The sequence below is a fragment of the Streptomyces sp. NPDC046215 genome, assembly GCF_040646215.1.
In the GTDB taxonomy this organism is placed as follows: domain Bacteria; phylum Actinomycetota; class Actinomycetes; order Streptomycetales; family Streptomycetaceae; genus Streptomyces; species Streptomyces stramineus.
The window spans coordinates 25,818-48,455 of the sequence record NZ_JBEYZW010000055.1; the positions used below are offsets into that span (position 1 = coordinate 25,818).

A 22,638-nucleotide genomic window follows, 5' to 3' on the forward strand; every position below is an offset into this window, starting at 1 on the left:
GCCGTCCGGCCCGGCCCCGGGCCGCCACCCACCGTGCCCCACCGTGCTCCACCGACAAGGACAGGCCCATGAGCGCACCCAGCAACCCCGCCGGCCTCACCCCGCTGCCCGCGGAGTGGAGCCGCACCGCGACGACCGTGGTCATGCCCACGTACAACGAGGCGGACAGCCTCCCCGTGACGGCCGAGGCGGTCATGGCGCTGCCGCTGGACGGGCTGCGGCTGCTGGTCGTCGACGACAACAGCCCCGACGGCACCGGCAAGATCGCCGAGGACCTCGCCGAGCGGTACCAGGGGCCGCAGGGCCCCCGGATGTCCGTCCTGCACCGCACCGCAAAGGACGGCCTCGGCCGCGCCTACGCCGCCGGGATGGCCCGCGCCGCCGACGACGGCGCCGCCTACGTCATCCAGATGGACGCCGACGGCAGCCACCCGGCCGCCAAGATCCCCGAGCTGCTCGGCGTCGCCCTCGCCACCGGGGCGGACGTCGTCGTCGGCAGCCGCTACGTGCCCGGCGGCAGCCTCTCCGACGCCTGGGCCGCCCACCGCAAGCTGCTCTCCCGCTGGGCCAACGCCTACGCCAGCACCGTCCTCGGCACCCGCGTCCGCGACATCACCGGCGGCTTCAACCTCTGGAGCGCGGCCGCGCTGCGCGCCATCGACCTCGACACCGTCGACAGCGCCGGATACAGCTTCCAGGTCGAGATGAAGTACCGGGCGCTGCGGGCCGGGCACACGGTCATGGAGGTGCCGATCCACTTCGAGGACCGCGCCGCGGGCGAGTCGAAGATGAACCTGGCGGTGCAGCTGGAATCCGTGGCCATGCCATGGCGCCTGCGGACGAGGGCCGCCCGTGCCTCCGGCGACCGCACCCGCTGAACGGGTGACCCCGCGCGCCGTCGCCGGGGTCCTCGGGGGCGTCCGCGCGGTCGGGTCGTACGCCAGGAGGGTGTGGCCCGCGGTACGCGGGGCGGGCGAGCGCGAGGCGGAGGGCCGCTCCCGTACCGGGCATGCCCGAACGAACCAGGCAACGGCCCCCGGCTACCGCCGGGAGGTGCCCCCGGTGCCGGGCGTCACGGGCCGGACGGGGCCGGGCCCGTACGCGTCCCACCGGATGGCCGCCGTCGCCGCCCTCCTGCTGGTCACGCTGCTGCTCCTGATGGCCGTGCGGCTGCCGTGGGCCGGAGACCTGGGCATGCACGCCGCCGTCCTGGAACGGCTGCGCGCCGACCCGGCCCACCCGGGCAACCCGCTCGTGGACGCCGACACCCCCAGCCCCTACTACTCGCCGTGGACGGTCCTGCTGGCGCTGCTCGCCTCCGCGACCGGCCTGGGCACCTTCACCGTGCTGCGGCTGGCCGCGCTGGCCGCCCTCGTGCTGCTCGTCACCGGCGTCCGCGCCTTCGTCCGCACCCTGACGCCCGGCCGGGCGGCGGTGCCGCTGGCGCTGCTGTGCCTGCTGTTGCTGTACGGGACGCGGCTGTTCGCGTGGAGCGGGTTCCCTGGGCTCACCTCGCTGTCGCTCACGCTCGCCTATCCGAGCGCCTTCGCGTGCGGCCTGGCCTTCCACCTGTGGGCGCTGCTGCGCGGCGCCCTGGCCGCCGGCCGCGGGCTGCCGGCCTTCCTCGGCCTGGGCCTGCTGCTCGCCGGGGTGCTGCTCAGCCACCAGTACACCGGGGCGGTGGCCGCGCTCGGCGCCGCCGGCGTCCTGCTGGGCGCCCGGCCGTGGCCCGCCCGCGCGGTTCTGATCCGGGTGGGCGCGGGGGCCGTCCTGGCGGTGGCGGTCCTGGCCTGCTGGCCGTACTACTCCTTCTTCTCGCTGCTCGGCACGGACGGCCTGGACGACATCCACCGGCCCCTCTACGACCATCTGGGTACGAAGTTCTGCCTGGCGCTCCTGGGGATCGCGGCCCTCGCCGCGCGCTGGTGGCGCGACCGCCGCGACCCGCTGGTGCTCTTCTTCGCGCTGGGGGCCGCGGTGTTCGCCGCGGGCGGGCTGAGCGGCCACCACTCCTGGGGGCGGATCCTGCCGGCGGTCCTCCTCCCCGCCCAGCTCGCCCTGGCCGTCGAGACGGCCGAAGCGACGGGCCGGCGGCTGCGGACGGCGGTTCTCCCGCTGACGGCCGCGGCCCTGCTCGCCGGGGCGTGGACCCAGGCCGGAGTGCTCACGTACGTGCTGCGCCCGGCGGCGATCCCGCCCGTCCTGCGGCACGTGCACACGATCGCGCTCTGGCCGCCGTACGGACGGGTGGCGCGCGAGGTGCCCAAGGGGGCGACGGTGATGACGGACGACTATTACGCGCTGCGGATGATCCCCGCCTACGGGCCCTACACCGTCGCCCCCGCCTACCCCGACATCTTCCTGCCCGACGAACGCCGGCGCCGCGACGCCACCCGCCGCTACTTCGCCCCCGCCACCTCCCGGGCCGAACGGCTCGCGCTCCTCAGGGAGTACCGCGTGCGCTGGGTCCTGCAGAAACCGGGCCGGCCCGGTCTGCCGCCGGACGACCCCGCGCTCGGCAGGGCCGTGCGGGCCCCCGGCGGGCTCACCCTCTCGGAGGTGGCCGTCCGATGAGCGCGCCCGACGCCCTCGCCCGGTGGCTGCGCGGCCGGGCCCCCTGGCCGGTCCTCGCGGTGGCACCGCTGTGGGGCGCCCTGTACGTGGTGAAGGTGCTCAGCGGCTCGCGCGCGGCCATCGACAACGCGGTGGTGGTGCGGGCCGCCCGGACGCTGCTGGAGGGCGGCTCCCCGTACGCGGACAAACGGTTCCTCTACCTGCCGGGCGCGGTCTTCGCGGCGGTGCCCCAGGCGCCGGTCCCCGACCGGGTGCTGTTCTACGCGGTGCCGGTGGTCACCGCCGCGCTCGTCCTGGTGGGGGTGGTGCTGGCGCTGCGGATCTTCGGGGTGCGGGCGGACAGCCGGCTCGCGGCGGCGATGACCGCCGGGCTCGGGCTGTTCCTGCCGTTCTACGGGATCGTCCACCTCGGCAACTGGACAGTGCTGTCCGTGGTGGCGTTCCCGGCCGCCCTGCTGCTGGCCCGGCAAGGGCGCTGGTGCGGCGCCGCGGTGGTGATCGGCGCGGCCGTCGCCCTGAAGCCGATGCTGGTGCCGGTGCTGCTGCTGTTCGTCCTCGCCCGGCAGTGGCGGGCCCTGGCGTGGGCCGTGGGCGTGCCCGTCGCGGTGTCCCTGGCGGCGGCCGTGGCACTGCCCCGGCCGGAGCTGTTCTTCACCCGGACGCTCCCTTTCCTGCTGCACGGCCAGGACGCGTACGCGCGCCCGTTCGACGCCTCGTGGCCGGCCGTGCTGCCCCGGCTGGGCGTGCCGCAGCCGCTGGCCGTCACCCTCGCCGCGCTCGCGGCGGTGGCGGTGCTCGTGGCGGCGCGGGCGCGGTGGCGGGCCGGGGGAGACCAGGGGCTGCGGCTCGTGGAGTGCGCGTCGCTGCTGATGCTCGCGGCGTTCCTGGTGTCGCGGCCGTCGTTCCTGCACTACATGCTGGTGGTACTGCCGCCGCTCGTGGCGTCGGTGGTGGAGCGGACGGCCGCCGTGCGCTCGGTGTGGTTCTGGCTGCCGATGCTGCCGCAGGTCGCGGGGGTCCGCTGGCCCTACCTGGAGACCACGCAGCGCCACGCCTTCAAGGACATCGTCCTGATCACCGGGGTGGCGGCGGCCCTGGCCCTGCACGCCTGGAGACTGCGGGCGCGACCGCCGGACGAGGTGACTGTCAGTGGTCGCCCCTACGCTTTCCGTAGTGGCCGCGATTCACCGAATCGCGCCGATGGTTCTGATGGCGCGGAATGCGCACATCAGGACAATAGTGCTGACCGCACGGAAATGAGGTGACTGTGACCACCGCACACCCTCTCCCCGGCCCCGACGTCAGCGTCGTCGTGATCGCCTACAACGACGCCGAGCGGCTCCCGCGCGCCGTCCGGTCGGTCCTCGGCCAGTCGCTGCGCAACCTCGAAGTGATCATCGTCGACGACTGCTCGACGGACGACACCTTCACGGCCGCCCGGCGGCTGACCGCGGCCGACCCCCGCGTGCGCGGCCTGCGGCTGCCCGCCAACAGCGGCGGCTGCAGCGCCCCGCGCAACGCCGGCCTCGACACCGCCCGCGCCCCCTACGTGATGTTCCTCGACAGCGACGACGAACTGCCCCACCACGCCTGCAAATCGCTGCTGCTCACCGCGGAGGAGACCGGCGCCGACTTCGTCACCGGCGAGGTGACCCGCCTCTTCGAGGAGAGCGGCACCAGCGGCCTGTGGTACCCCGAGCTCTTCGACGACGTGAAGGTGTTCGACGGCATCCGGGCCGCACCGCGGTACTTCCTGGATCACCTCTCCACCAACAAGCTCTACCGCGCCGATTTCCTCGCCCGGCACCACCTGCGCTTCCCCGAGGGCATGCACTACGAGGACCAGCTCTTCACCGCCCGGGCCTTCACCCTCGCCCGTGCCTTCGCGGTCGTCCCCTGGCCCGTCTACACCTGGCGGCTGGCCGCCGACCCGGACCGGCCCTCCATCTCCTCCAGCCGCCACCACATCCACAACGTCGAGGACCGGATCACCGCGGCACGCCTCATCGACGCCTTCCTGGAGGAGTCGGGCAACGCCGACCTGAGGCCGGCGAAGGACGAGAAGTTCCTCCGCCACGACCTCCGCCTCTACCTCGGCGACCTGCCCTTCCGCGACCCGGGCTGGATCGAGGCGTTCGCCGGCACCGTCGCGCCCTACCTGCGCACCCTCGCCCCCGAGGCCCTCGCCGCCCTGCCGCGCGAACAGCGGGTCTGCCAGTACCTCCTGTGCGCCGGGCGGCTCGCCGAGGCCGCCGACTGCGCCCGCAGCCTCGACCGGCCCCGGCTCGCCCCCCGCCACGTCGTACGGCACGCCGGGCGCACCTACTGGGGCCAGTCCCCGCCACCGGACGCGGCGGCGGCCGCCGCGCTCGACATCACCGAGTGGCGCCTCGCGGAACAGCCCTTCCTCACCGGCCCCCTGCGCCACGAGGTGGTGCGCATCGACCCCGCCGGAGCGGTGCTCCGGTTCCACCTGCGCACCTACGACCCCGCCGGGCTCCTGGCCGACCCCGGGCCGATCACCGCCGAGCTGCGCATCGCCACCACCACGGATCCCCTCACCGTGCCCTTCCGCTACGACCCCGCGCCACCGGGCGGCGGCCCGCCGGAGTACCGCACCGCCGAGGTCGACCTCGACCCCGCCAGGATCCCCCTCGAAGCCAAGGGGTTCCGGGGGCGCCGCCACCCCGTCGTCGCCCTGCGGCGGCTCGGCCTCACCCGCACCGATCCGCTGCTGGCCCCCGCCGACCTGCCGCCGCTGCGCACCCGGCTGCCCCAGCACGGGCCCCTGACCGGGCACATCGTGCGGGTCGCCTGCGAGGACCACGGCGCGGGCCGGCTGCAGCTCACCTGGGAGCGCGCGGGCGCCCTCGGCCGCGCCGAGGCCGTCGCCCCCCGCCTCACCCCCGTCCGGCGCCGCGTCCACCGGCTCGCCCACCGCGTCACCGGGCCCCGCGCCAAGGCCCTCACCTACCACGAGCTGCAACGCCTGCCCATCGACGACGAACTGGTCGTCTTCGAGGCGCTGGAAGGCCGTGGCTACGCCGACAGCCCCCGCGCCCTCCACGAGGAACTCCAGCGGCGCGGCCTGCCGCTGCGCGCCGTGTGGTCCTACTCCGGCAGCCGCTCCTCCTACCCCCCGGGGGTGCCCCTGATCCGCCGGGGCAGCTGGGAGTACGTCCGCGCGCTCGCCCGCGCCCGCTACTGGGTCGACTCGCACGGCTTCCCGATGATCTACGGCAAGCGGCCGGGCACCCGCTATCTGCAGACCTGGCACGGCCAGGCGTTCAAGCACATGGGCTTCGACGTGCCGGAGCTGCGGCTCGCGAGCCCGGAGCGGCAGCGGCAGCACCGCGAGACGGTGGCCCGCTGGGACGCCCTCATCGCGCCCAGCGCGGAGTTCGAACGCACCTTCGTCCGCGCCAACGGCTACACCGGCGAGCTGCTGCGCACCGGCCTGCCCCGCAACGACGCGCTCGTCCGCTGGAACGACCCCGAACAGCGCGACCGCGCGAGCCTCGCACGGCAGCGGCTGGAGATCCCCGACGGGCGCAGGGTGCTGCTGTACGCGCCCACGTTCCGCGACGGCGCCCGCGGCAGCGGCGAGTCCGTCCGGGTGGACCTGGCGGAGCTGGTGCGCCGCACCGGCGAGGAGTGGACGGTGGTGGTCCGCCCGCACTACTACGAACGCTTCACCGTGCCCCGCGAGCTGGGCCACGCGGTGCGCGACGGCAGGGACTTCCCGGACCTCAACGACCTGCTGCTCGCCTCCGACGCCCTGCTCACGGACTACTCGTCGGTGATGTTCGACTACGCCAACCTGGGCCGGCCCATCCTGCTCTACACCGACGACTACGCGCGGTACCGCTCCTCCGCGCGCGGCACGTACTACGAGCTGCCCGACATCGCCCCCGGCCCGATGCTCACCACCACCGCCGAACTGGCCGCGGCGCTGGCCGACCTGGACGCGGTGCGGGAGGAGTGGGCCGGGGCGTACGGCCGGTTCCAGGCGAGGTTCAACCCCTACGAGACCGGCCGGTCGAGCAAGACCGTGGTCGACCTGTTCTTCGAGGGCACCGGGGCGGCCGGCACCACCGCGGCACCCGCCGGGGAGTGCGGCCGGCCGGAGAGATCCGGCGCCCGCAGGGAGCGGGGGGAGCGCGAAGAACGCGAAGAGCTCGGAGGGAGAGGCCGGTGAGCCCGCGCAACCTTTTCCTCGTCGGCATCGACGTGGACTCCATGGGCGGGTCGCAGCGCGTCCTGCACACCCTCGCCCAGGGGTTCGCCGAGCGCGGCCACCGCGTCGACCTGATCGGCATCCGCCCGAGCCCCGAGCCCCACACCTACACCGCCGACCCCGCCTACCGGCACACCACCCTCTACACCGCACCGCCCCCGCCCCCGTGGCGGGCCACCTCCTTCGCCGAGCGGCTGAGCCCCGCCCGGCTGTACGAGGCGCGCGCCGGACGCCGCGAGCGGGACCGGGCCCGCGCCCTGCTGGCCCGGCGCTTCGCCGAGGTCCGCGACGGCTACGTCCTCATCGGCTCGCCCTGGGCGGCAGTCTGGCTGAAAGCGGTGCAGTGGCCGCACCTCTTGGGCATCGGCCAGTACCACGAGTCGTTCCTCCAGGCCCGCTGCTCGGTCAACCTCCAGCTGATCCTCCGTCACTATCCGGCGCTGGAGAAGGCGGTGTTCCTCAGCGAACCGGACGCGGCGGAGTTCCGCCGCCACAGGCTGCCGAACACGGCCGTGATGCCCAACCCCCTGCCGTTCACCCCCGGCGCGCCGGCCCCGCTCGACACCCGGCGCGTCGGCGCGGTCGGCCGCCTGGAAGCGGTCAAGCGGCTGGACCGGCTCATCGACGCCTTCGCCGCGGCCTGCGCCGGCCCAGACGGCGCCGAAGCATGGGAGCTGCACCTCTTCGGCGACGGCCCCCAGGAGGCGGAGCTGCGCGCCCGGGCCGGGCGCCTCGGCATCGCCGACCGGGTCCGCTTCCGAGGCAGCGTCCGGAACATGTCCGCGGCCTACCGGGAGCTGTCCGTCCTGGCCCTCACCAGTGAGCGCGAGGGCCGCCCCATGGCGCTCGCCGAGGCGTCCGCGACCGGCGTGCCGTGCGTGAGCTTCGACCTGTCCGGCGGGGTGCGCGAGCTGGTCGACGACGGCCGCACGGGAACGCTCGTACCCCCCGGTGACACGGCAGGGTTCGCCGCGGCCCTGCGGCAGCTGATGACGGACGGGGCGCTGCGCGAACGCTACGGCCGGGCCGCGCGCCGCCATGTCGCGGGACTGAGCCTGCCGGTGGTCCTGGACCGCTGGGAGGCGATGTTCGAGGAGATCGACCGGTAGCGCGGTCGGGGAAACAGGGGGGATGACGATGCCGGGAGGGGACCGGGCCCGGGAGACCGCGGCCGCGCCGCCGCGCCGCGCCCCGGCGCGGCTACGCCCGGCGCAGCCGGCGCCGGACGATGCCCAGGGCGCAGTGCAGCCCGGGGGCCACGCGCAGGGCGAGCGAACCGCTCGCCGTCGCGTACGGCCGGGCCAGCAGCACCCCGTGGCGCAGGCTGGGCAGCGCCGAGCGGTGCAGGCCGCGCCCGGCCGCCCGGACGGAGGTGCGCAGGGAGGCGCCCTCCGCGCAGTGGATCCGCACCCGGAGGTCCCAGGTCTGCGGTGCCGTGCCGGCGCCGTCGCGGAGGCCGAGGTCGGCGAGGGCGGTGAGCCCGAGCGAGAGGCGGGCGCCCCACCCGGAGCCGCCCGCGGTCAGCGGCACGCCACGCGTGAGGCTCGCGCCGCCGCCCCGGCGGCGCAGTTCGACGTCGGCGGTGAGGGGGCGGGCGGCGGCCAGCCGCCCGTAGAGGTCGTGCACCCGCAGCCGCAGGACGACCTGGGGGCGGCCCCGGGCGCGCGGCCGGGCGTCGACGGTGACGGGCAGCTGGTGGGTGGGGACGGCGTCCGGGCCCGTGAGCCCGTCCAGGGGCGCCCCGGGGAGGTCCACCGCCCAGACCGGGCCGCCGCCGGCCGCGGCGTAGGGCGGCAGCAGCCGGGCCGGGCGCGCGGCGAGCTGGGCCAGCCGCCCGAGGTCGCGCGGCGCCTCGGAGGCCAGGACGACCCGGGCGGCCCAGCGGGCCGGGGGCCGGGCGGCGCGCAGCTCCGCCTCCTCGAACCCGGCCAGATAGCCGCGGGTCACCCGCCACCACGCGTGCCGGTAGCCGGGGCTGCGGGCGGGCAGCTCGCGGACGTACATGCGCAGGTCGTGGTCGAGGAACTTCACCCGGGCGGCGCGGGCCAGCGGCTTGCTGCCCGCGTCGAGGAAGACCTCCACGCTCCGCCGGTGGGCGGCCACGCGCGCCTGCCAGTTGGTGATGCGCTCCCGGTCGAGGGAGATCGACGGCGCGGCGGCGTCGCGGCGCACGTTCCAGATGTAGACGGGCTCGGGCACGATCGCGATGCGGGGCGAAGCCGCCATCACGCGCGCGGCGAAGACGAAGTCCTCGTAGACGAAGCGGCCTTCGGGGAAGGCGATGGCGTGCTCGGCGAGGAAGGCGCGCGCGTAAAGCTTGTTGACGCAGAGGGTGTCGTGGAGGAGCGCCGGGCGGTCCTCGGGGGAGCGGTGGACGGCGGCCCGCCGGTAGAGGCCGGGCTGCCAGCGGGTGTCGCGCCCCTGGGGCAGTTCACGGCGGACGCACAGGCCCGCCGTCACCGGCGTGCCGTGGCGCAGCGCGGCCCGCAGCAGGGCGTGTGCGGCGCCCAGGGGAAGCGTGTCGTCGCTGTCCAGGAACATCACGTACGGCGCGGTCGCGGCCCGGACGCCGTCGTTGCGCGGGGTGCCGCAGCCGCCGCTGTTGACCGCGCGGTGGATCACCCGCAGGCGCGGTTCGGCGGCGGCCAGGTCGTCGAGGATGCCGGCCGTGCGGTCGGTGGAGGCGTCGTCCACGGCGATGACCTCGGCGACGGCCGGCCCCTGGGCGAGGGCGGAGCGCACGGCGGTCCCGATGTGTGCGTCGTCGTCGAAGCCGATGACGACGACGCTGACCTGTGCCGCGAGCGGGTCCGGTGCGGGCCCTGGGGTGCCGCTGTCGCCTGCTGCCATAAAAAGCATTTTTACCTACAAAGCACTGTGAAACGGGTCATTCCATGCCCGGGCGTGGTCGATCGGTACAGGGAGGCACCGCGATGGGCGGGGTGAACGGGACGGACGAGCGCAGGGCCACCAGGGGGAGGGAGCGGACCGGCGCGCCCGGGCCGGACGCGCCCGCGCCCCCGCCCCGGCCGCGCGAGGGCCCGGCCACCGCCGGCCGCCGGGCGGCCACCGCCGTGCTCGTCCCCGCCGCCGTGATGCTCTGCCTCGGCCTGTGGGGGCTCGACCGGGGCACGATGTGGCGGGACGAGAGCGCGACCTTCCAGATCGCCCGCCGCTCCCTGCCCGATATGGGGCACCTCCTCGGCTCGATCGACGCCGTGCACGGCCTGTACTACCTGCTGATGCACCCCGTGCTGGCCGTCCGCCCCGACGAGATCGCCCTGCGGCTGCCGTCCGTCGCGGCCTCCGCCGTCACCGCCGGACTCGTCGCGGCCCTGGGATGCCGGCTGGCCGGGCCCCGCGTGGGCCTGTGGGCCGGGCTGCTCTACGCCGGCGCGCCCTTCGTCAGCCACTACGCCCAGGAGGGCCGCTCGTACGCCCTGGTGGCCACCGGCGCCGCCCTGGCGACCTGGCTCCTGGTCCGGGCCGTCGAGGGCGGCTCGCACCGGCGGTGGGCCGGCTACGGCGCGGTGGTCGCCGCGACCGCGCTGCTGCACGAGTTCGCGATCCTGCTCCTGGCCGCCCACGCCGTGACGCTGCTCGTCTCCCGGCTCCGGTGGCGGGTGTGGCGGGCGTGGGGGTGCGCGGCCGCCGGCGCGTGCGCGGTGCTGGTGCCGCTGGTGATCGTCTCGCGCGGACAGAGCGCCCAGGTCTCCTGGATCCGCACCCCCGGCCCGGAGCAGGCCGAGGCCCTCCTGCGCGCCTTCGCGGGCCCCGGCGACCTCGTCCTTGCCGTCACCCTCCTCCTGGCCGCCGTGGCCCTCCTCGCCCCCCGGCCCCGCAACGGCCCCCTGCACCTGACGGCCGTCGCCCTGCCCCTCGCGCTCGTCCCGCCCGCGCTGCTCTACGCCGCCGCCCAGTACCAGCCGCTCTTCCTCGACCGGTACCTGCTCTTCTGCCTCGCGGGCGTGCCGCTGCTCGCCGCCGCGGGCGCCGACCGGCTCCTCGGCCTCCTGCCCCCGCGGCGGACCGCGCTCGCCGCCGGAACCGCCGCCGTGGCGGCCGCGTTCCTCTGGCAGCTGCCCGTCCAGGAGCGCGAGCGCCTGCCCACCAGCCGGGGCGACGAGCTGGCCCGGCCCGCCGCGGTGGTCGCCCGGCTGGCCCGGCCGGGCGACGCGGTGCTGTTCCTGCCGCTCCACGAGCGCCGCACCGCCCTCGCCTACCCCGGCGCCTTCGCCGGCCTGCGCGACCTCACCCTCGGCCGGTCGCCCGCGGCCTCCGGCACCCTCTTCGGCGAGGAGGTCGCCACGGCCGGGCTGCGGGAGCGGCTGTCCCGGCTCCCGCCCGGCGCCCGGGTGTGGGTGGTCCAGGACACCCTGACCGTCGGCACCCGCTGGTTCCGCGCCCAGCGGGCCGAGCACGAGAAGACCCTCGTCCTCGACCGGCTCTGCCGGGAGGAGTCCTCGGTGTACGTGCGCGGGGGCGCCGTGTCGCTCTACGTGCGGCGCGAGTGAGCGGGCCCGCTGTCCGCCAGGACTTCGGCTGCGGTTTCGTCGCTGCCGGTTGCCGCCTGCGGCGGCGAGCGCCCTGCGGGCGCGTCCTCAAAGGCCGGACGGGCTGATACGGCTGAGCTCAGCCGATACCAGCCCGTCCGGTGACGGTGCGCCCCATGAACCGCGGACAGCGCCCCCGGCCGGCGCCCCTACTTGACCGCGCCCGCCATGACGCCGGTGACGAACTGCCGCTGGAAGGCGAAGAAGACGGCCAGGGGGACGACCATGGAGAGGAAGGCGCCCGACGCGAGGATGTCGATGTTGTCGCCGAACTGGCGCACCTGCTGCTGCAGGGCCACCGTGACCGGCGGGTTGCCGCTGTCCGCGAAGATCAGGGCGATCAGCATGTCGTTCCACACCCACAGGAACTGGAAGATCCCCAGCGAGGCGATGGCCGGGCCGCCCAGCGGCAGCACGACCCGGAAGAACAGCCGCACCTCGCCCGCCCCGTCCAGCCGGGCCGCCTCCAGGAGCTCACGGGGGATCTCCGCGAAGAAGTTCCGCAGCAGGAACACGGCGAAGGGCAGCCCGAAGGCGGTGTGGAAGAGGACCACGCCCGGGGTGCTCTCGAAGATGCCCAGGGTGTTGAAGAGCTTCGCCACGGGGATCAGCGCCACCTGCACCGGCACGACGAGCAGGCCGACCACGCCGATGAACCACCAGTCGCGGCCAGGGAAGTCCAGCCAGGCGAAGGCGTAGCCCGCGAGCGCCCCGATCAGCACCACCAGCACCGTCGCGGGAACGGTGATCAGCGCCGTGGTCAGGAGGGACTTCATCACCGTGTCGTTGTGGAAGAGGGCGCTGTAGCTCTCGGTCGTGAGCTGCGCGGGGTCGCCGAAGACCTTCCACCAGCCCGAGTACGCGATATCGCGCTTGTCCCGGAAGGAGGAGATCAGCAGCCCGACGGTGGGCATCAGCCAGAACAGCCCGACCACGACGAGGAAGACGCGCATGACGCCCCCGCCGAGGCGGCCGGCGATCCGCGCCGGCAGCGACCGTTTCCCCCGAACGACCGTGTCCAAAGAGGTCATCGCTGCCGCTCCTTCCGGATACGCCTGATGTTCACGAGCATCACCGGCAGCACGAGCAGCAGCAGGAAGACGGCGATGGCACTGCCGACGCCCTGGTTGACGTCGGTGCCGAAGGACGACTGGTAGAGCTGGAGGGCCAGGACGTTCGCCTTGTCGAGGCTCGCCCCCGGCGCGATGATGTAGACGAGGTCGAAGATCTTCAGCACGTTGATCATGAGGGTGATCAGGACGACCGCGAGCACCGGCGCCAGCAGCGGCACCGTCACCCGGCGGAAGACCTGCCACTCGGTCGCGCCGTCCACCCGCGCCGCCTCCAGCAGCTCGCGCGGCACGCTCGCCAGCCCCGCCGCGATGAGGACCATCGCGAAGCCCGCCCACATCCAGATGTACGCGCTGATGATCGCCGGGGTGACGAGCGAGGGGCCCAGCCAGTCGACGCCGTTGTAGTGCGCGGCGAAGTTGGCCGCGGGCAGCCGCAGCCGGGCGCCGTCCGCCGCCGCCGGCAAGGTGAAGGTGCCGTCGGCCGCCGTGGTGGCCGTGGCGACGGTCCGGTGGCCCTTCACCGCCTCCACCTTCACGCCCTTCAGGGCCTTCTCGCCCCGGTCGATCACGCCCTCGGTGCCCCCGCCGCCCCGGGTGAAGTCCCGCCACACCGTGCCCGTGACCTTCCCGGCGACCTCCCGCGCGGGAACGGCGTCCGCCGCGCCCTTGAGGTCCACCGGTTTGACGGCCACCAGGGGCAGCGCCACCGGGCTGGCCGCCGCGGCCGCCGCCCGGGTGGTGAACGCCCCGCCGTCCGCCCCGAGGCGCGCGCCGGGGCGGGGGTGCGCGCCGGGGTAGGGCGCGGGCTCGCTGAAGGTGTCGTGAATGCCCACCCACATGGCATTGGCGACGCCCCGCTCCGGGTTCTGCTCGTACACCAGCCGGAAGATGATGCCTGCGGCGAGCATCGAGATCGCCATCGGCATGAAGACGACGAGCTTGAACGCCGTTCCCCAGCGGACCCGTTCGGTGAGGACCGCGAAGATCAGGCCGAGCGCGGTGGCGACGGACGGAGCCACGATCACCCAGATGATGTTGTTCTTCAGGGCGGTGCGGATCCGGTCGTCGGTGAAGACCTCCTGGTAGTTGTCGAAGCCCACGAAGCCGTTGCCGGAGGCGTCGAAGAGGCTGCGGTAGACGGAGTAACCGATGGGGTAGACGACGAGGGCGCCCAGCAGGGCCAGCGCGGGCAGCAGGAAACAGGCCGCCACCCAGGGTCGGGTGCCCATCACGGTCCTGGGCTTCTTCGCGGGGGTCACGGGCGGTCCGGAGGCCGCGCCGCCGCCCGCTGTCGCGGTCGACATGGTGCAGCTCCCGTCAGCTCGTGAACGCCTCGGCCGCGTCGGACTCCAGCTTCCGCTGGGTGCCCGCCACGTCACCGGGGTTCTTCAGGAAATCCTGGAGGCGCTTCCACTCGCCCTGCCCCGGCTTGCCGCCGAAGGAGGCGGGGGCCAGGTCGGACATGTCGAAGCGGAAGTCGTCGCCCGCCGAGACCAGCGCCCCGGCGATGGAGCGCAGCACGTCGTTGGGGTAGGCGGCGAGATCGAGGTTCTTGTTGGCGGAGAGGAAACCGCCCTCCTTCGCCCAGACGCGTGCGGCGTCGGTGGAGGAGAGGAACGTCAGCAGGGCCTGCGCGGCCCGGCTGTCCTTGAGCACCACCCCCACGTCGCCACCGGTGACGACCGGCGGCCGGGCGCCCACCGCGGGGAAGGGGAAGACCTTGGCGTCCTTCCCTATGGCCGCCTTGGTGCTGATGATGTTGGCCGCGGCGAAGTCGCCCTCGAAGACCATGGCGGCCTTCGCCTCCTCCCCGCCGATGAACGTCTGGGTGACGGAGGCGGGGAAGGGGGTCTGAACCGCGCCGTCGTTGCCGTCGGCCAGCAGCTCCTTCTTGCCGAAGAGCTGCCCGAGCGAGGTCAGGGCGTCCTTCACGGACGGGTCCGTCCACTTGATCCGGTGGCGGGCGAGCTGGTCGTACTTCTCCGGGCCCGCCTGGGAGAGGTAGATGTTCTCGAACCAGTCGGTGAGCGTCCAGCCGTCCGCTCCGGCCACGGAGACCGGGGAGATGCCGTAGTCGGCGATCAGCTGGGCGGCCCGCAGGAATTCCGCCCAGGTCTTGGGCTCCTTGGCGCCGGCCGCGTCGAAGACCGCGGTGTTGTACCAGATGAGGGATTTGTTGCTGACCTTGAAATAGACGCCGTACCGCTTGCCTTCGAACGAGCCGAGGTCCTGCCACCCTTGGGTGAAGTTCTTGTTCAACTGTGCGGTGGCCTCGCTGCCGAGCGGCTTGAGCCACCCCTTGCGGCCGAACTCCTGCAACACGCCCGGCTGTTGCAGCATGGCCACATCAGGGGGGTCGCCCCCGGCGACCTTCGAGCCGACGAAGGAGGACATGTCGTCGCCGCTCGGCACGAACGCCACCTGGGCGCCCGTCCGCCGGGAGAACTCGTCCAGGACCTTGGTGAAGCCCTTCTGCTCGGCGCCCGTCCACACGGCGGTGACCTTGAGCTTCTGGCCTTTGAGCTGCGGCAGTTCGACGGTGCGCGGAACGGCGTCCGACGAGCTGCCGGCGCCCGGCCCGGCGGCGCCGTCGTCCTTCTCGTCGCTGCACCCCGCGGCCGTCAGGGCCAGGGCCGCCGCCACGGCCAGGGCCAGTGCCCCGCGCGCCCTCCGAGTTCTGCGAAGCGATCTGCCCATTGCGGCCCCTCCCCGTACGAGCTCCCCGCAGACCGGCGACCGCCCCGCTGCCCGGCGCCGCCCGCCTCCCGTGCGACAGTCCTACGCCCGCCCGCAAGCTGCCGCAATACCGTCTCCGGTGCCAACTCCCCGATCGTGACCGGGCCGTGATGAGCCACCGCACCTTTGAGGGCGGTGGGAAGGGGCGGGTCAGAGCAGCGGTGGGGCGGCCTCCGCTCCCGCCGACTGCGCGGCGCGCTGCAGGGCGCTGGCGAGCAGGGCGAGATCCGTCGGGCCGTTGCCCAGCTCACGCAGCGGACGGCGGGTCGGCGGATCGCCCATGCGCTGCCAGTCCAGCGGCACGACCGTCGGGCGGAGCGTGGCCGTCCGGGGGATGCGGCCCGTGACCCGGCCGGCCTGGAACGGGGTCGTCGCGTCGTCGTCCGGACGCATCAGCCGGCCGCGGCCCGGCGCGGGCTCACCGGCACCGCCGTCCGCCGCGCCGCCGTCCCCCGAAGGGGGCGCGATCTCCAGCGTCGCGCGCAGGCCGGCGCGCTCGACCGCCGCTGTGTCGGCCGTGCGCTCCGGCCGGCCGGAGGCCGCGACCAGATGCACACCGAGCCGCTCCCCGTCCCGCGCGACGGCCTCCAGGGCCCGCACCACGGAACCCGCCGCCGGGCGGCCCGTACTGCCCAGCGCCGGGGCGACCAGGGCGTCGAAGTCGTCGACGAGGACCACCAGGCGGGGCAGGGCGGTCGACGCGGTCAGCGACGGGCCGCCCCGCTGAGTGCGGAGCTTGAGCGTGCCGCTCGGCGCGGACTCCAGATCGCCCGAGGCGTCCGCCGGGCGCCGGGGGGAGACGATCTGCGCGGCGGCGACGGCGGCGTGCTGGGTGTGCCAGGCGGTGAAGTCGAGCCGGCCCAGCAGCTCGGCCCGGCGCTTGAGCTCGGAGCTGAGCGCCTGGGCGAACTCCCGCATCCGCACCGGGTCGGACGCCGCGAGATAGGTGGAGACGTGCGGCAGGTCCGTGCACAGCCGCAGCCCTTCGCCGCGCTCGGCCCCGGCGCCGTCGACGAGCACGAGCGAGAGCCGGTCGGGGCGGTCCGCGGCGGCGAGCGAGGCGGCGAGGGAGCGCAGCAGCTCCGTCTTGCCGCTGCCCGCGCCGCCCTCCACCAGCAGATGGGGCCCGTCGGCGGCCAGATCCACGGCGAGCGGGCCGTGCGGGCCCGCCCCCAGCACGGCGACGGCGCGCCCGCCGGGCCGGCTGCCGCGGTCGGTGGCCGCCGCCCAGCGGGCCGTCAGCGAGGCGGGGGTGGCCCGGGCGAGCCCCAGTTCGTCCAGCAGGCGTGACGTCCGCGGCAGGGCGGCCACCACGCGCGAGACCTGCCCGTCCACCGCGTGGGAATCCGCCGTGCGCAGGGGCGCCAGGGCCCGGGCGAACCGCTCGGCCCAGGCCCCGGACACGGCGTCGACGGCCGCGACCACCGAGGTGCCGGCCGGGCCGCCGGGCTCACCGGACCACGGCGCCGGCCCGTCGGCCGGGGCCAGGGCGTCCCGCGGCAGCCCGTACGGGCCGGCCGGGGCGGGGCGGGTGTCGACCGCCGAACCCGGCGCGCCGACGGGCGGCGGGTACGGGCCGGCGGCCTCCGGGGCGGGCCCGGCCGGGCCCGCCGGCGGCGTGCGGTGGATGACCTGGACGACCGTGGCCACATCGCCGCTCAGCAGGGCCACCGCACCGCAGTGCGGGAAGGCGGGCGAGGCGCCGCGGGCCGTGGCCAGGGTCGCGGACACCGGCGAGGCGGGGGTGGTGGCCGGGGCGTCCGCCAGGCACAGCACGTGGATGCCCGCCGCGGGGCCGCCCACGGCCAGCCGGGAGACGGTCTCGCGGAGCTCCGCCGAGCCGGGGTCGCCGTCCACGACGAGGACCGTGTACGGGCCGCTGTGGTGCTCCGCGGCCGCCGCGACGGCAGGCGGGGGCGCCGCCGCCCAGTGCGGGCCCAGGGGCCCCTCGTCGAGACGGCGGACGAGCTCGGCCGTGCGGGCCGCGGCCTGCTCGCGGTCGTAGGCCACCAGGAGCCGGGAGTCCTGCCCGCGCACCGGGCGCAGCTGCGGAAGCCAGCCCAGCCAGGCCCACTCCGCGAGCCGCTCCTCCGCGGGGCGCGAGCGGTCCGCGCTGATCAGGACGAGCTCCAGGGACGCGGGCGAGTGCAGCGCGGCCAGCTGGGCGAGCACCGACCGGGCCAGCCCGGACAGCCGGGCCCGGGGGCCGGCGAGGCCCAGTGCCCCGGCCTGGCGCAGCCCGACCGTCACCGGCACGGAGGCCAGGACGGTGCCGTCGGCGTTGTGGCGGTCGGCGGTGCCCAGCCGGACGGTCAGCAGATCGGGGTGGCCCGGGCCGCGCTCCCACAGGCGGGGGCCGGGGCCCAGGGCCGTCAGCAGCACGTTCGCCGGGTCCGGCCAGCGCTCGCGGAGCTCGGCCGCCGCGGTGCCGGCGTCCTCGGCGGCCCTGGCCTCCTCGGACCGGTCGTCCGTGGCCAGGGGCGTCATCGCGCCCCGCCCGCCGGTCAGCCGCCGGGCCCACGCGCTTATGCCGCTCTTGCGGCCGCCGCGCCGCGGGGTCTCCGCCTCGGACGCTCCCGGCGCACCGGTCGCCGCGCCCGCCGGGGCGTGCGCGGCGTCGGCCGCGCCGCTCAGGGGCACCCCGCGCCCGCCGTGCGTGACGGGGCTGTCCTCCGCGTACGAGGGGGAGCCGGGGGTGCCGGTGGCGAAGACGGCGGTCCCCAGCGCGGTGGCGGTGGGGCCGTGGCCGTCCGGGGTGCGCAGACCGCCCGGGGCGCCCAGCCAGAAGCCGGACGCCGGGGCGGCCACCGGGCCCTCCGGCCCGGTGGCTCCGGCGAGCGGGCCCGCGCCGGCGGCCACCCGCAGGTGGCCCTCGCCGTCCGGGGCGGCCGGGAGCACGCTCGGGCCGGCGTCGCCGGCGCCGTGCAGGCCGAGGACGGACTCGCCGACCCGCAGCAGCGCGCCCGGCGCGAACGGGACCGGCTGCCGGCCGACCGCCTCGCCGTCCAGGGCCGTGCCGTTGGTCGATCCGAGGTCCCGCAAGGTGACGCTGCCGTCGTCGGAAAGGGTGACGGCGCAGTGCAGCCGGGAGACGTCGGGGTCGTCGAGGGGGACGTCCGCCGCGGTGGAGCGGCCGATGCGGACCTCTCCGCCGTGCAGCAGGTGCACCCCGCCCGCGTCCGGCCCTGAGACGACGTGCAGCCGGGCCGCGGCCTCCGGGGTCCCGGAGGGGAGCACGCCCGCGTGCCGCTCCGGATCGGCCGGGGCGCCCAGCGACAGGACCGCGCCGTCGATCAGCGGGGGCTCGCCCAGGGCGCAGCGCTGCGGGTCGAGCCGCTCGGCGCCCGCGTAGACGACGACGGCCCCGCTGCCGAGGTCGCAGCCGGCCGCCGCGACGGCGGTCGCCAGGCCGTTCGTCACGCCGGCGAGGGCGGTCCCGGCGGGGGCGGTCACGAGCACGTCGCAGGCGCGAGTGGCGTTCGTGGTGTGGCCGCTGAGCGGCCCGAGGACGGTCAGCCTGATCTGCATCGCCGTCAACGGTCCCTTCCTGCCCCTGGTGTGCGCGACAGGGGCAAGAAAGCTTCCCGCAGCTTCCCCCACCGTGCACGGGCGCGTCGGCACGTACAGGTCACCACGTCGCGCGGGGCCGTCCGGTCCCTCCCCACCGCATCCGTGCTGCGAGCATCCTTGCACCTGCCGCCGACAACGCGCCCGGCGAGACCCAATTCGTGATCTTGAACGACGATCGGAGTGTGCGAAAAAATGCCGATGGTGAGCGGGAAGTGGCGAGGAACCCCTGAGAACCGTTCATTGCTGGCTCATTTATTACTGTCTGTCGACGCTCATTGCCGTGTTTTGCGGACTTTCTTATGAGCCCAGCGCGCGGACGCCGGCTGCCCGCCCGCCGCCGCCCCCGCACCCCGCCGTCAACAGTGGCAACCAACTGCCCGGAACGTGCGTCTTCACCACAAGCCCCCCCGGATTTCCCCAGACCGGTGGTCCGTACGACGGCACTACAGTGGGCGCAAGGCCGAGCACGACAGAGGCCATCGCAAGCATGGATCACGATCAGGGAGCGCATGACGTGCGGCCGGTAGGCAGCAAGTACCTGCTCGAAGAGGTGCTCGGACGCGGCGCGACGGGCACCGTCTGGCGAGCCCGCCAGCGCGAGGCGGCCGGGGCCGAGGCCGCGGTGGCCGGGCAGCCCGGCGAGACCGTGGCGATCAAGGTGCTCAAGGAGGAGCTGGCCAACGACGCGGACGTCGTGATGCGCTTCCTGCGGGAGCGCTCCGTCCTGCTGCGGCTCACCCACCCCAACATCGTCCGCACCCGGGACCTCGTCGTCGAGGGCGATCTCCTCGCCCTCGTCATGGACCTGGTCGACGGGCCGGACCTGCACCGCTACCTGCGCGAGAACGGGCCGTTCACCCCGGTGGCCGCCGCGCTCCTCACCGCCCAGATCGCGGACGCCCTCGCCGCCAGCCACACCGACGGCATCGTCCACCGCGACCTGAAGCCCGCCAACGTCCTCCTGCGGGACGACGGCCGGGCGATGCACCCGATGCTCACCGACTTCGGCATCGCCCGCCTCGCGGACTCACCCGGCCTCACCCGCACCCACGAGTTCGTCGGCACCCCGGCCTACGTGGCGCCCGAGTCCGCCGAGGGCCGCCCCCAGACCTCCGCCGTCGACATCTACGGCGCGGGCATCCTGCTGTACGAGCTCGTCACCGGCCGCCCACCCTTCGCCGGCGCCACCGCGCTGGAAGTCCTCCACCAGCACCTCAGCCAGGAGCCGCGGCGCCCCACGACCGTCCCCGAGCCCCTGTGGACGGTCATCGAGCGCTGCCTGCGCAAGCGGCCCGAGGAGCGGCCCTCCGCCGAGAGCCTCGCCCGCGCGCTGCGCGTCGTCGCCGCCGGTGTCGGCGTGCACGCCTCGCCCGCCCAGGCGGAGGCCGCCCTCGGCGTCGCCGGGCTGCTCGACCCCGACCCCGAGCCGGCGCTCGTCCCGGGCACGGGCGCGGGCACCCCCGGCGGCGGCCCCGGCGACGCCGAGCCCACCCAGGTGCTGCCGTCCAACGCCGGCGCCTACGACCCGGACGCCGCGACCAGCTTCCTGCCCGCGACGCCCCCGAACGCCCCCGACGCCGACGCCACCAGCGTCCTGCCCACCGGCTCCGGGCCCCGGGGCGGCGCCGACCCGACCCGCGCCATGCCGCCCGTGCCGCCCGGCCCCCCGGGCGGTGACGGCGAGCACCCGTGGCAGACGCAGATGCGCGCGGCCCGCGACCGCAACGACCAGACGCAGGTGCAGTACCTCGACCCGAGCGAGGACCCGCTGCGCCGCCGCCCCCAGCGCCGCCCGGGGCCGCCGCAGCCGCAGCCGCAGCACCCGCCCCGGCAGCAGCCCCGGCCGCCGCAGCCCCAGCAGTACGGGCAGCAGTACGCGCCCCAGCCGCCGCAGCCGCAGCGGTACGCGCCGCCGCAGCCGTACGCTCCGCAGCATCCGCCGCAGCGGCAGCAGCCCCAGCACCAGCCACAGCAGCAACCGCGCCACCAGCAGCCTCAGCCGCAGCGCTACGCCCCCGAGCCCCAGGCGCCCCGCCGGGAGCCGAGGCCGCCGCGCCCGCCGCGCCAGCGCAGCGCCAACCCCATGCGGATCCCCGGTCTGGGCTGCCTCAAGGGCTGCCTGTTCCTGATCGTGATCATGGTGGTCGGCTCCTGGCTGGTGTGGGAGTTCACCCCGCTGAAGGACTGGGTCGCCGACGGCAGGAGCTTCTGGGACACCACCTGGGGCTGGATCACCGACGTGAAGGACTGGGTCTCCGGTCTCGGCTCCTCCTCCGAGGGCCCGTAACCCGGCACCGGTCGCGGTGACGCCCGGCGGTGTCGGCACGGTGGTGTGGATTTGTCGACACCTGACGGGTGTTTTCCGCCGCAGAAGTGACGGTTGGGCCAGGATCGGTGTCCCCAACGTCTCCCCGGCCGCGTAGCTTTGTCGCCACGCGACCTGACGGACGTCGGAGGACCCGGAAAGGAACCCGAACAGCCTTGGCACGGAAGATCGGCAGCCGGTACACCGCCCACCAGGTCCTGGGGCGCGGCAGTGCCGGCACGGTGTGGCTCGGCGAGGGGCCCGAGGGCCCGGTCGCCATCAAGCTCCTGCGCGAGGACCTCGCCTCGGACCAGGAGCTCGTCGGCCGGTTCGTCCAGGAGCGCGCGGCCCTCCTCGGCCTGGACCACCCGAACGTGGTCGGGGTCCGGGACCTCGTCGTCGACGGCGCGGACCTCGCCCTGGTCATGGACCTCATCCGCGGCACGGACCTGCGCACCCGCCTCGACCGCGAGCGCCGCCTCGCGCCCGAGGCCGCCGTCGCCATCGTCGCGGACATCGCCGAGGGCCTCGCCGCCGCGCACGCCGCCGGGATCGTGCACCGTGACGTCAAGCCGGAGAACGTCCTCCTCGACATGCAGGGCCCCCTCGGCCCCGGCGGGGCGCACCCGGCGCTGCTCACCGACTTCGGCATCGCCCGCCTGGTGGACTCCCCCCGCCCCACCCGGCCCGGAGCCCCCGCGGGCACCGGCGGCCCGGACGGCCCGGGCGGTCCGGCACGGGGGACGAGCCCGCGCAGCGTCATCGGCACGCCCGACTACCTCGCCCCCGAGATCATCGAGGGTCTGCCGCCGCGCGCCTCCGTGGACGTGTACGCGCTCGCGACCGTCCTGTACGAGCTGCTGGCCGGCTTCACGCCGTTCGGCGGCGGCCACCCCGGGGCCGTCCTGCGCCGCCACGTCACCGAGACCGTGGCACCGCTGCCCGGCATCCCGGACGAGCTGTGGCAGTTGATCGTCCAGTGCCTGGCCAAGGGGCCCGCGTCCCGGCTGCGCGCCTCGGAGGTGGCGGCCCGCCTGCGCGAACTGCTGCCGGGTCTCGCCGGCATCCCGCCGCTCGACATCGACGAGCCGGAGGACGGGCCCGAGCCCGGCCCCGGCGGCGAGCGGGACGGCTCCTACGACGCGGACGCCGTGCCGTCCGCCGCGCCGCGGCGCCGGGGGGTCGTGCCGCTGGTGCCGGGGGCGGTCGCCGACTCCAGTCGCGAGACGCACACGAGCATGCGGGTGCCGACCCCGGCCGAGCTCGCCGGCGGCGCGCACGGCACGGCCCGCGCGCCGCGCGCCGCGGGCCAGCGCCGGGCGGGCTCCGCGCGGCACCGCTCCGCGGCGGAGACCCGGCGGCGCCGCGTCAAGCTCGGCGCCGCGGCCGTGGCACTGGCCGCGGCGGCGGGGGTGGGCGGCTGGTTCGCGGTGGCCGGCGGCCACGACTCGGGCGACGCGAAGCCGGGCATGCACCGGACGGACCCGCCGTAGCCTTGCCGGCGGGGTGTGGGGGTGCACCACCGCTGCGCGGCGGTGTCCTCAATCGCCGGACGGGGGGGTGTGGGGGGGGGGGGGGCCCCACCCCCCC

13 protein-coding genes are annotated in these 22,638 nt (G+C 75.6%); 8 read left to right on the forward strand and 5 right to left on the reverse strand.

What is annotated here, in order from left to right:
* Positions 1 to 68 precede the first annotated feature (68 nt).
* From ABZ951_RS22700 to ABZ951_RS22720, 5 genes are all read left to right on the forward strand, one after another.
* Complete coding sequence (locus ABZ951_RS22700; protein ID WP_344094374.1) at positions 69 to 878, forward strand: polyprenol monophosphomannose synthase; 810 nt, start codon at positions 69 to 71, stop codon at positions 876 to 878.
* Positions 879 to 1,062: 184 nt separating this feature from the next.
* Positions 1,063 to 2,574 (forward strand): hypothetical protein, encoded by a 1,512-nt coding sequence (locus tag ABZ951_RS22705; protein ID WP_344094376.1) that lies wholly within the window; start codon positions 1,063 to 1,065, stop codon positions 2,572 to 2,574.
* Positions 2,571 to 3,839, forward strand: coding sequence for a glycosyltransferase 87 family protein (locus ABZ951_RS22710; RefSeq protein ID WP_344094379.1), 1,269 nt, complete (start codon positions 2,571 to 2,573; stop codon positions 3,837 to 3,839). The genes ABZ951_RS22705 and ABZ951_RS22710 overlap by 4 nt, the downstream gene beginning before the upstream one ends.
* A gap of 2 nt (positions 3,840 to 3,841) precedes the next feature.
* A complete protein-coding gene (locus ABZ951_RS22715) occupies positions 3,842 to 6,772 on the forward strand; it encodes a CDP-glycerol glycerophosphotransferase family protein (RefSeq protein WP_344094381.1) in 2,931 nt (976 codons plus the stop codon).
* Positions 6,769 to 7,920, forward strand: coding sequence for a glycosyltransferase (locus ABZ951_RS22720; protein ID WP_344094384.1), 1,152 nt, complete (start codon positions 6,769 to 6,771; stop codon positions 7,918 to 7,920). The genes ABZ951_RS22715 and ABZ951_RS22720 overlap by 4 nt, the downstream gene beginning before the upstream one ends.
* Before the next feature lie 91 nt (positions 7,921 to 8,011).
* Here the strand turns inward: ABZ951_RS22720 and ABZ951_RS22725 are convergent, their stop codons facing one another.
* Positions 8,012 to 9,661: a glycosyltransferase family 2 protein gene (locus ABZ951_RS22725; protein ID WP_361280549.1), complete on the reverse strand. Its 1,650-nt coding sequence runs from the start codon at positions 9,659 to 9,661 to the stop codon at positions 8,012 to 8,014.
* Between the two features lie 83 nt (positions 9,662 to 9,744).
* On the opposite strand from ABZ951_RS22725, the gene ABZ951_RS22730 reads away from it, so the two are divergent.
* Positions 9,745 to 11,325 carry a glycosyltransferase family 39 protein gene (locus tag ABZ951_RS22730; RefSeq protein ID WP_344097988.1) on the forward strand — a complete coding sequence of 527 codons (1,581 nt, stop codon included), beginning with the start codon at positions 9,745 to 9,747 and terminating at the stop codon, positions 11,323 to 11,325.
* Positions 11,326 to 11,513: 188 nt separating this feature from the next.
* On the opposite strand, the gene ABZ951_RS22735 is transcribed toward ABZ951_RS22730, so the two are convergent.
* The 4 genes from ABZ951_RS22735 to ABZ951_RS22750 all read right to left on the reverse strand — a co-directional run bounded on the left by ABZ951_RS22735 (position 11,514) and on the right by ABZ951_RS22750 (position 18,701).
* Complete coding sequence (locus ABZ951_RS22735) at positions 11,514 to 12,395, reverse strand: carbohydrate ABC transporter permease (RefSeq protein WP_344097989.1); 882 nt, start codon at positions 12,393 to 12,395, stop codon at positions 11,514 to 11,516.
* Positions 12,392 to 13,741: a sugar ABC transporter permease gene (locus ABZ951_RS22740; protein ID WP_344097990.1), complete on the reverse strand. Its 1,350-nt coding sequence runs from the start codon at positions 13,739 to 13,741 to the stop codon at positions 12,392 to 12,394. Before ABZ951_RS22740 ends, ABZ951_RS22735 begins: the two co-directional genes overlap by 4 nt.
* Positions 13,742 to 13,754: 13 nt before the next feature.
* Positions 13,755 to 15,134, reverse strand: a complete 1,380-nt coding sequence (locus ABZ951_RS22745) for an extracellular solute-binding protein (RefSeq protein ID WP_344097991.1) — start codon at positions 15,132 to 15,134, stop codon at positions 13,755 to 13,757.
* A 189-nt stretch (positions 15,135 to 15,323) separates the two neighbouring features.
* Positions 15,324 to 18,701, reverse strand: coding sequence for an FtsK/SpoIIIE domain-containing protein (locus ABZ951_RS22750; RefSeq protein ID WP_361280552.1), 3,378 nt, complete (start codon positions 18,699 to 18,701; stop codon positions 15,324 to 15,326).
* 556 nt (positions 18,702 to 19,257) lie between these two features.
* On the opposite strand from ABZ951_RS22750, the gene ABZ951_RS22755 reads away from it, so the two are divergent.
* Complete coding sequence (locus ABZ951_RS22755) at positions 19,258 to 21,030, forward strand: serine/threonine-protein kinase (protein ID WP_344098147.1); 1,773 nt, start codon at positions 19,258 to 19,260, stop codon at positions 21,028 to 21,030.
* Between the two features lie 194 nt (positions 21,031 to 21,224).
* The gene (locus ABZ951_RS22760; RefSeq protein ID WP_361280554.1) at positions 21,225 to 22,541 is read left to right on the forward strand and encodes a serine/threonine-protein kinase; all 1,317 of its coding nucleotides are present in this window, start codon (positions 21,225 to 21,227) and stop codon (positions 22,539 to 22,541) included.
* Positions 22,542 to 22,638 lie beyond the last annotated feature (97 nt).

Coding starts and splice junctions, on each gene's coding strand:
- ABZ951_RS22700 (WP_344094374.1), top strand. CDS start 69: ATGAGCGCACCCAGCAACCCCGCCGGCCTCACCCCGCTGCCCGCGGAG.
- ABZ951_RS22710 (WP_344094379.1), top strand. CDS start 2,571: ATGAGCGCGCCCGACGCCCTCGCCCGGTGGCTGCGCGGCCGGGCCCCC.
- ABZ951_RS22725 (WP_361280549.1), bottom strand. CDS start 9,661: ATGGCAGCAGGCGACAGCGGCACCCCAGGGCCCGCACCGGACCCGCTC.
- ABZ951_RS22730 (WP_344097988.1), top strand. CDS start 9,745: ATGGGCGGGGTGAACGGGACGGACGAGCGCAGGGCCACCAGGGGGAGG.
- ABZ951_RS22735 (WP_344097989.1), bottom strand. CDS start 12,395: ATGACCTCTTTGGACACGGTCGTTCGGGGGAAACGGTCGCTGCCGGCG.
- ABZ951_RS22740 (WP_344097990.1), bottom strand. CDS start 13,741: ATGTCGACCGCGACAGCGGGCGGCGGCGCGGCCTCCGGACCGCCCGTG.
- ABZ951_RS22745 (WP_344097991.1), bottom strand. CDS start 15,134: ATGGGCAGATCGCTTCGCAGAACTCGGAGGGCGCGCGGGGCACTGGCC.
- ABZ951_RS22750 (WP_361280552.1), bottom strand. CDS start 18,701: ATGCAGATCAGGCTGACCGTCCTCGGGCCGCTCAGCGGCCACACCACG.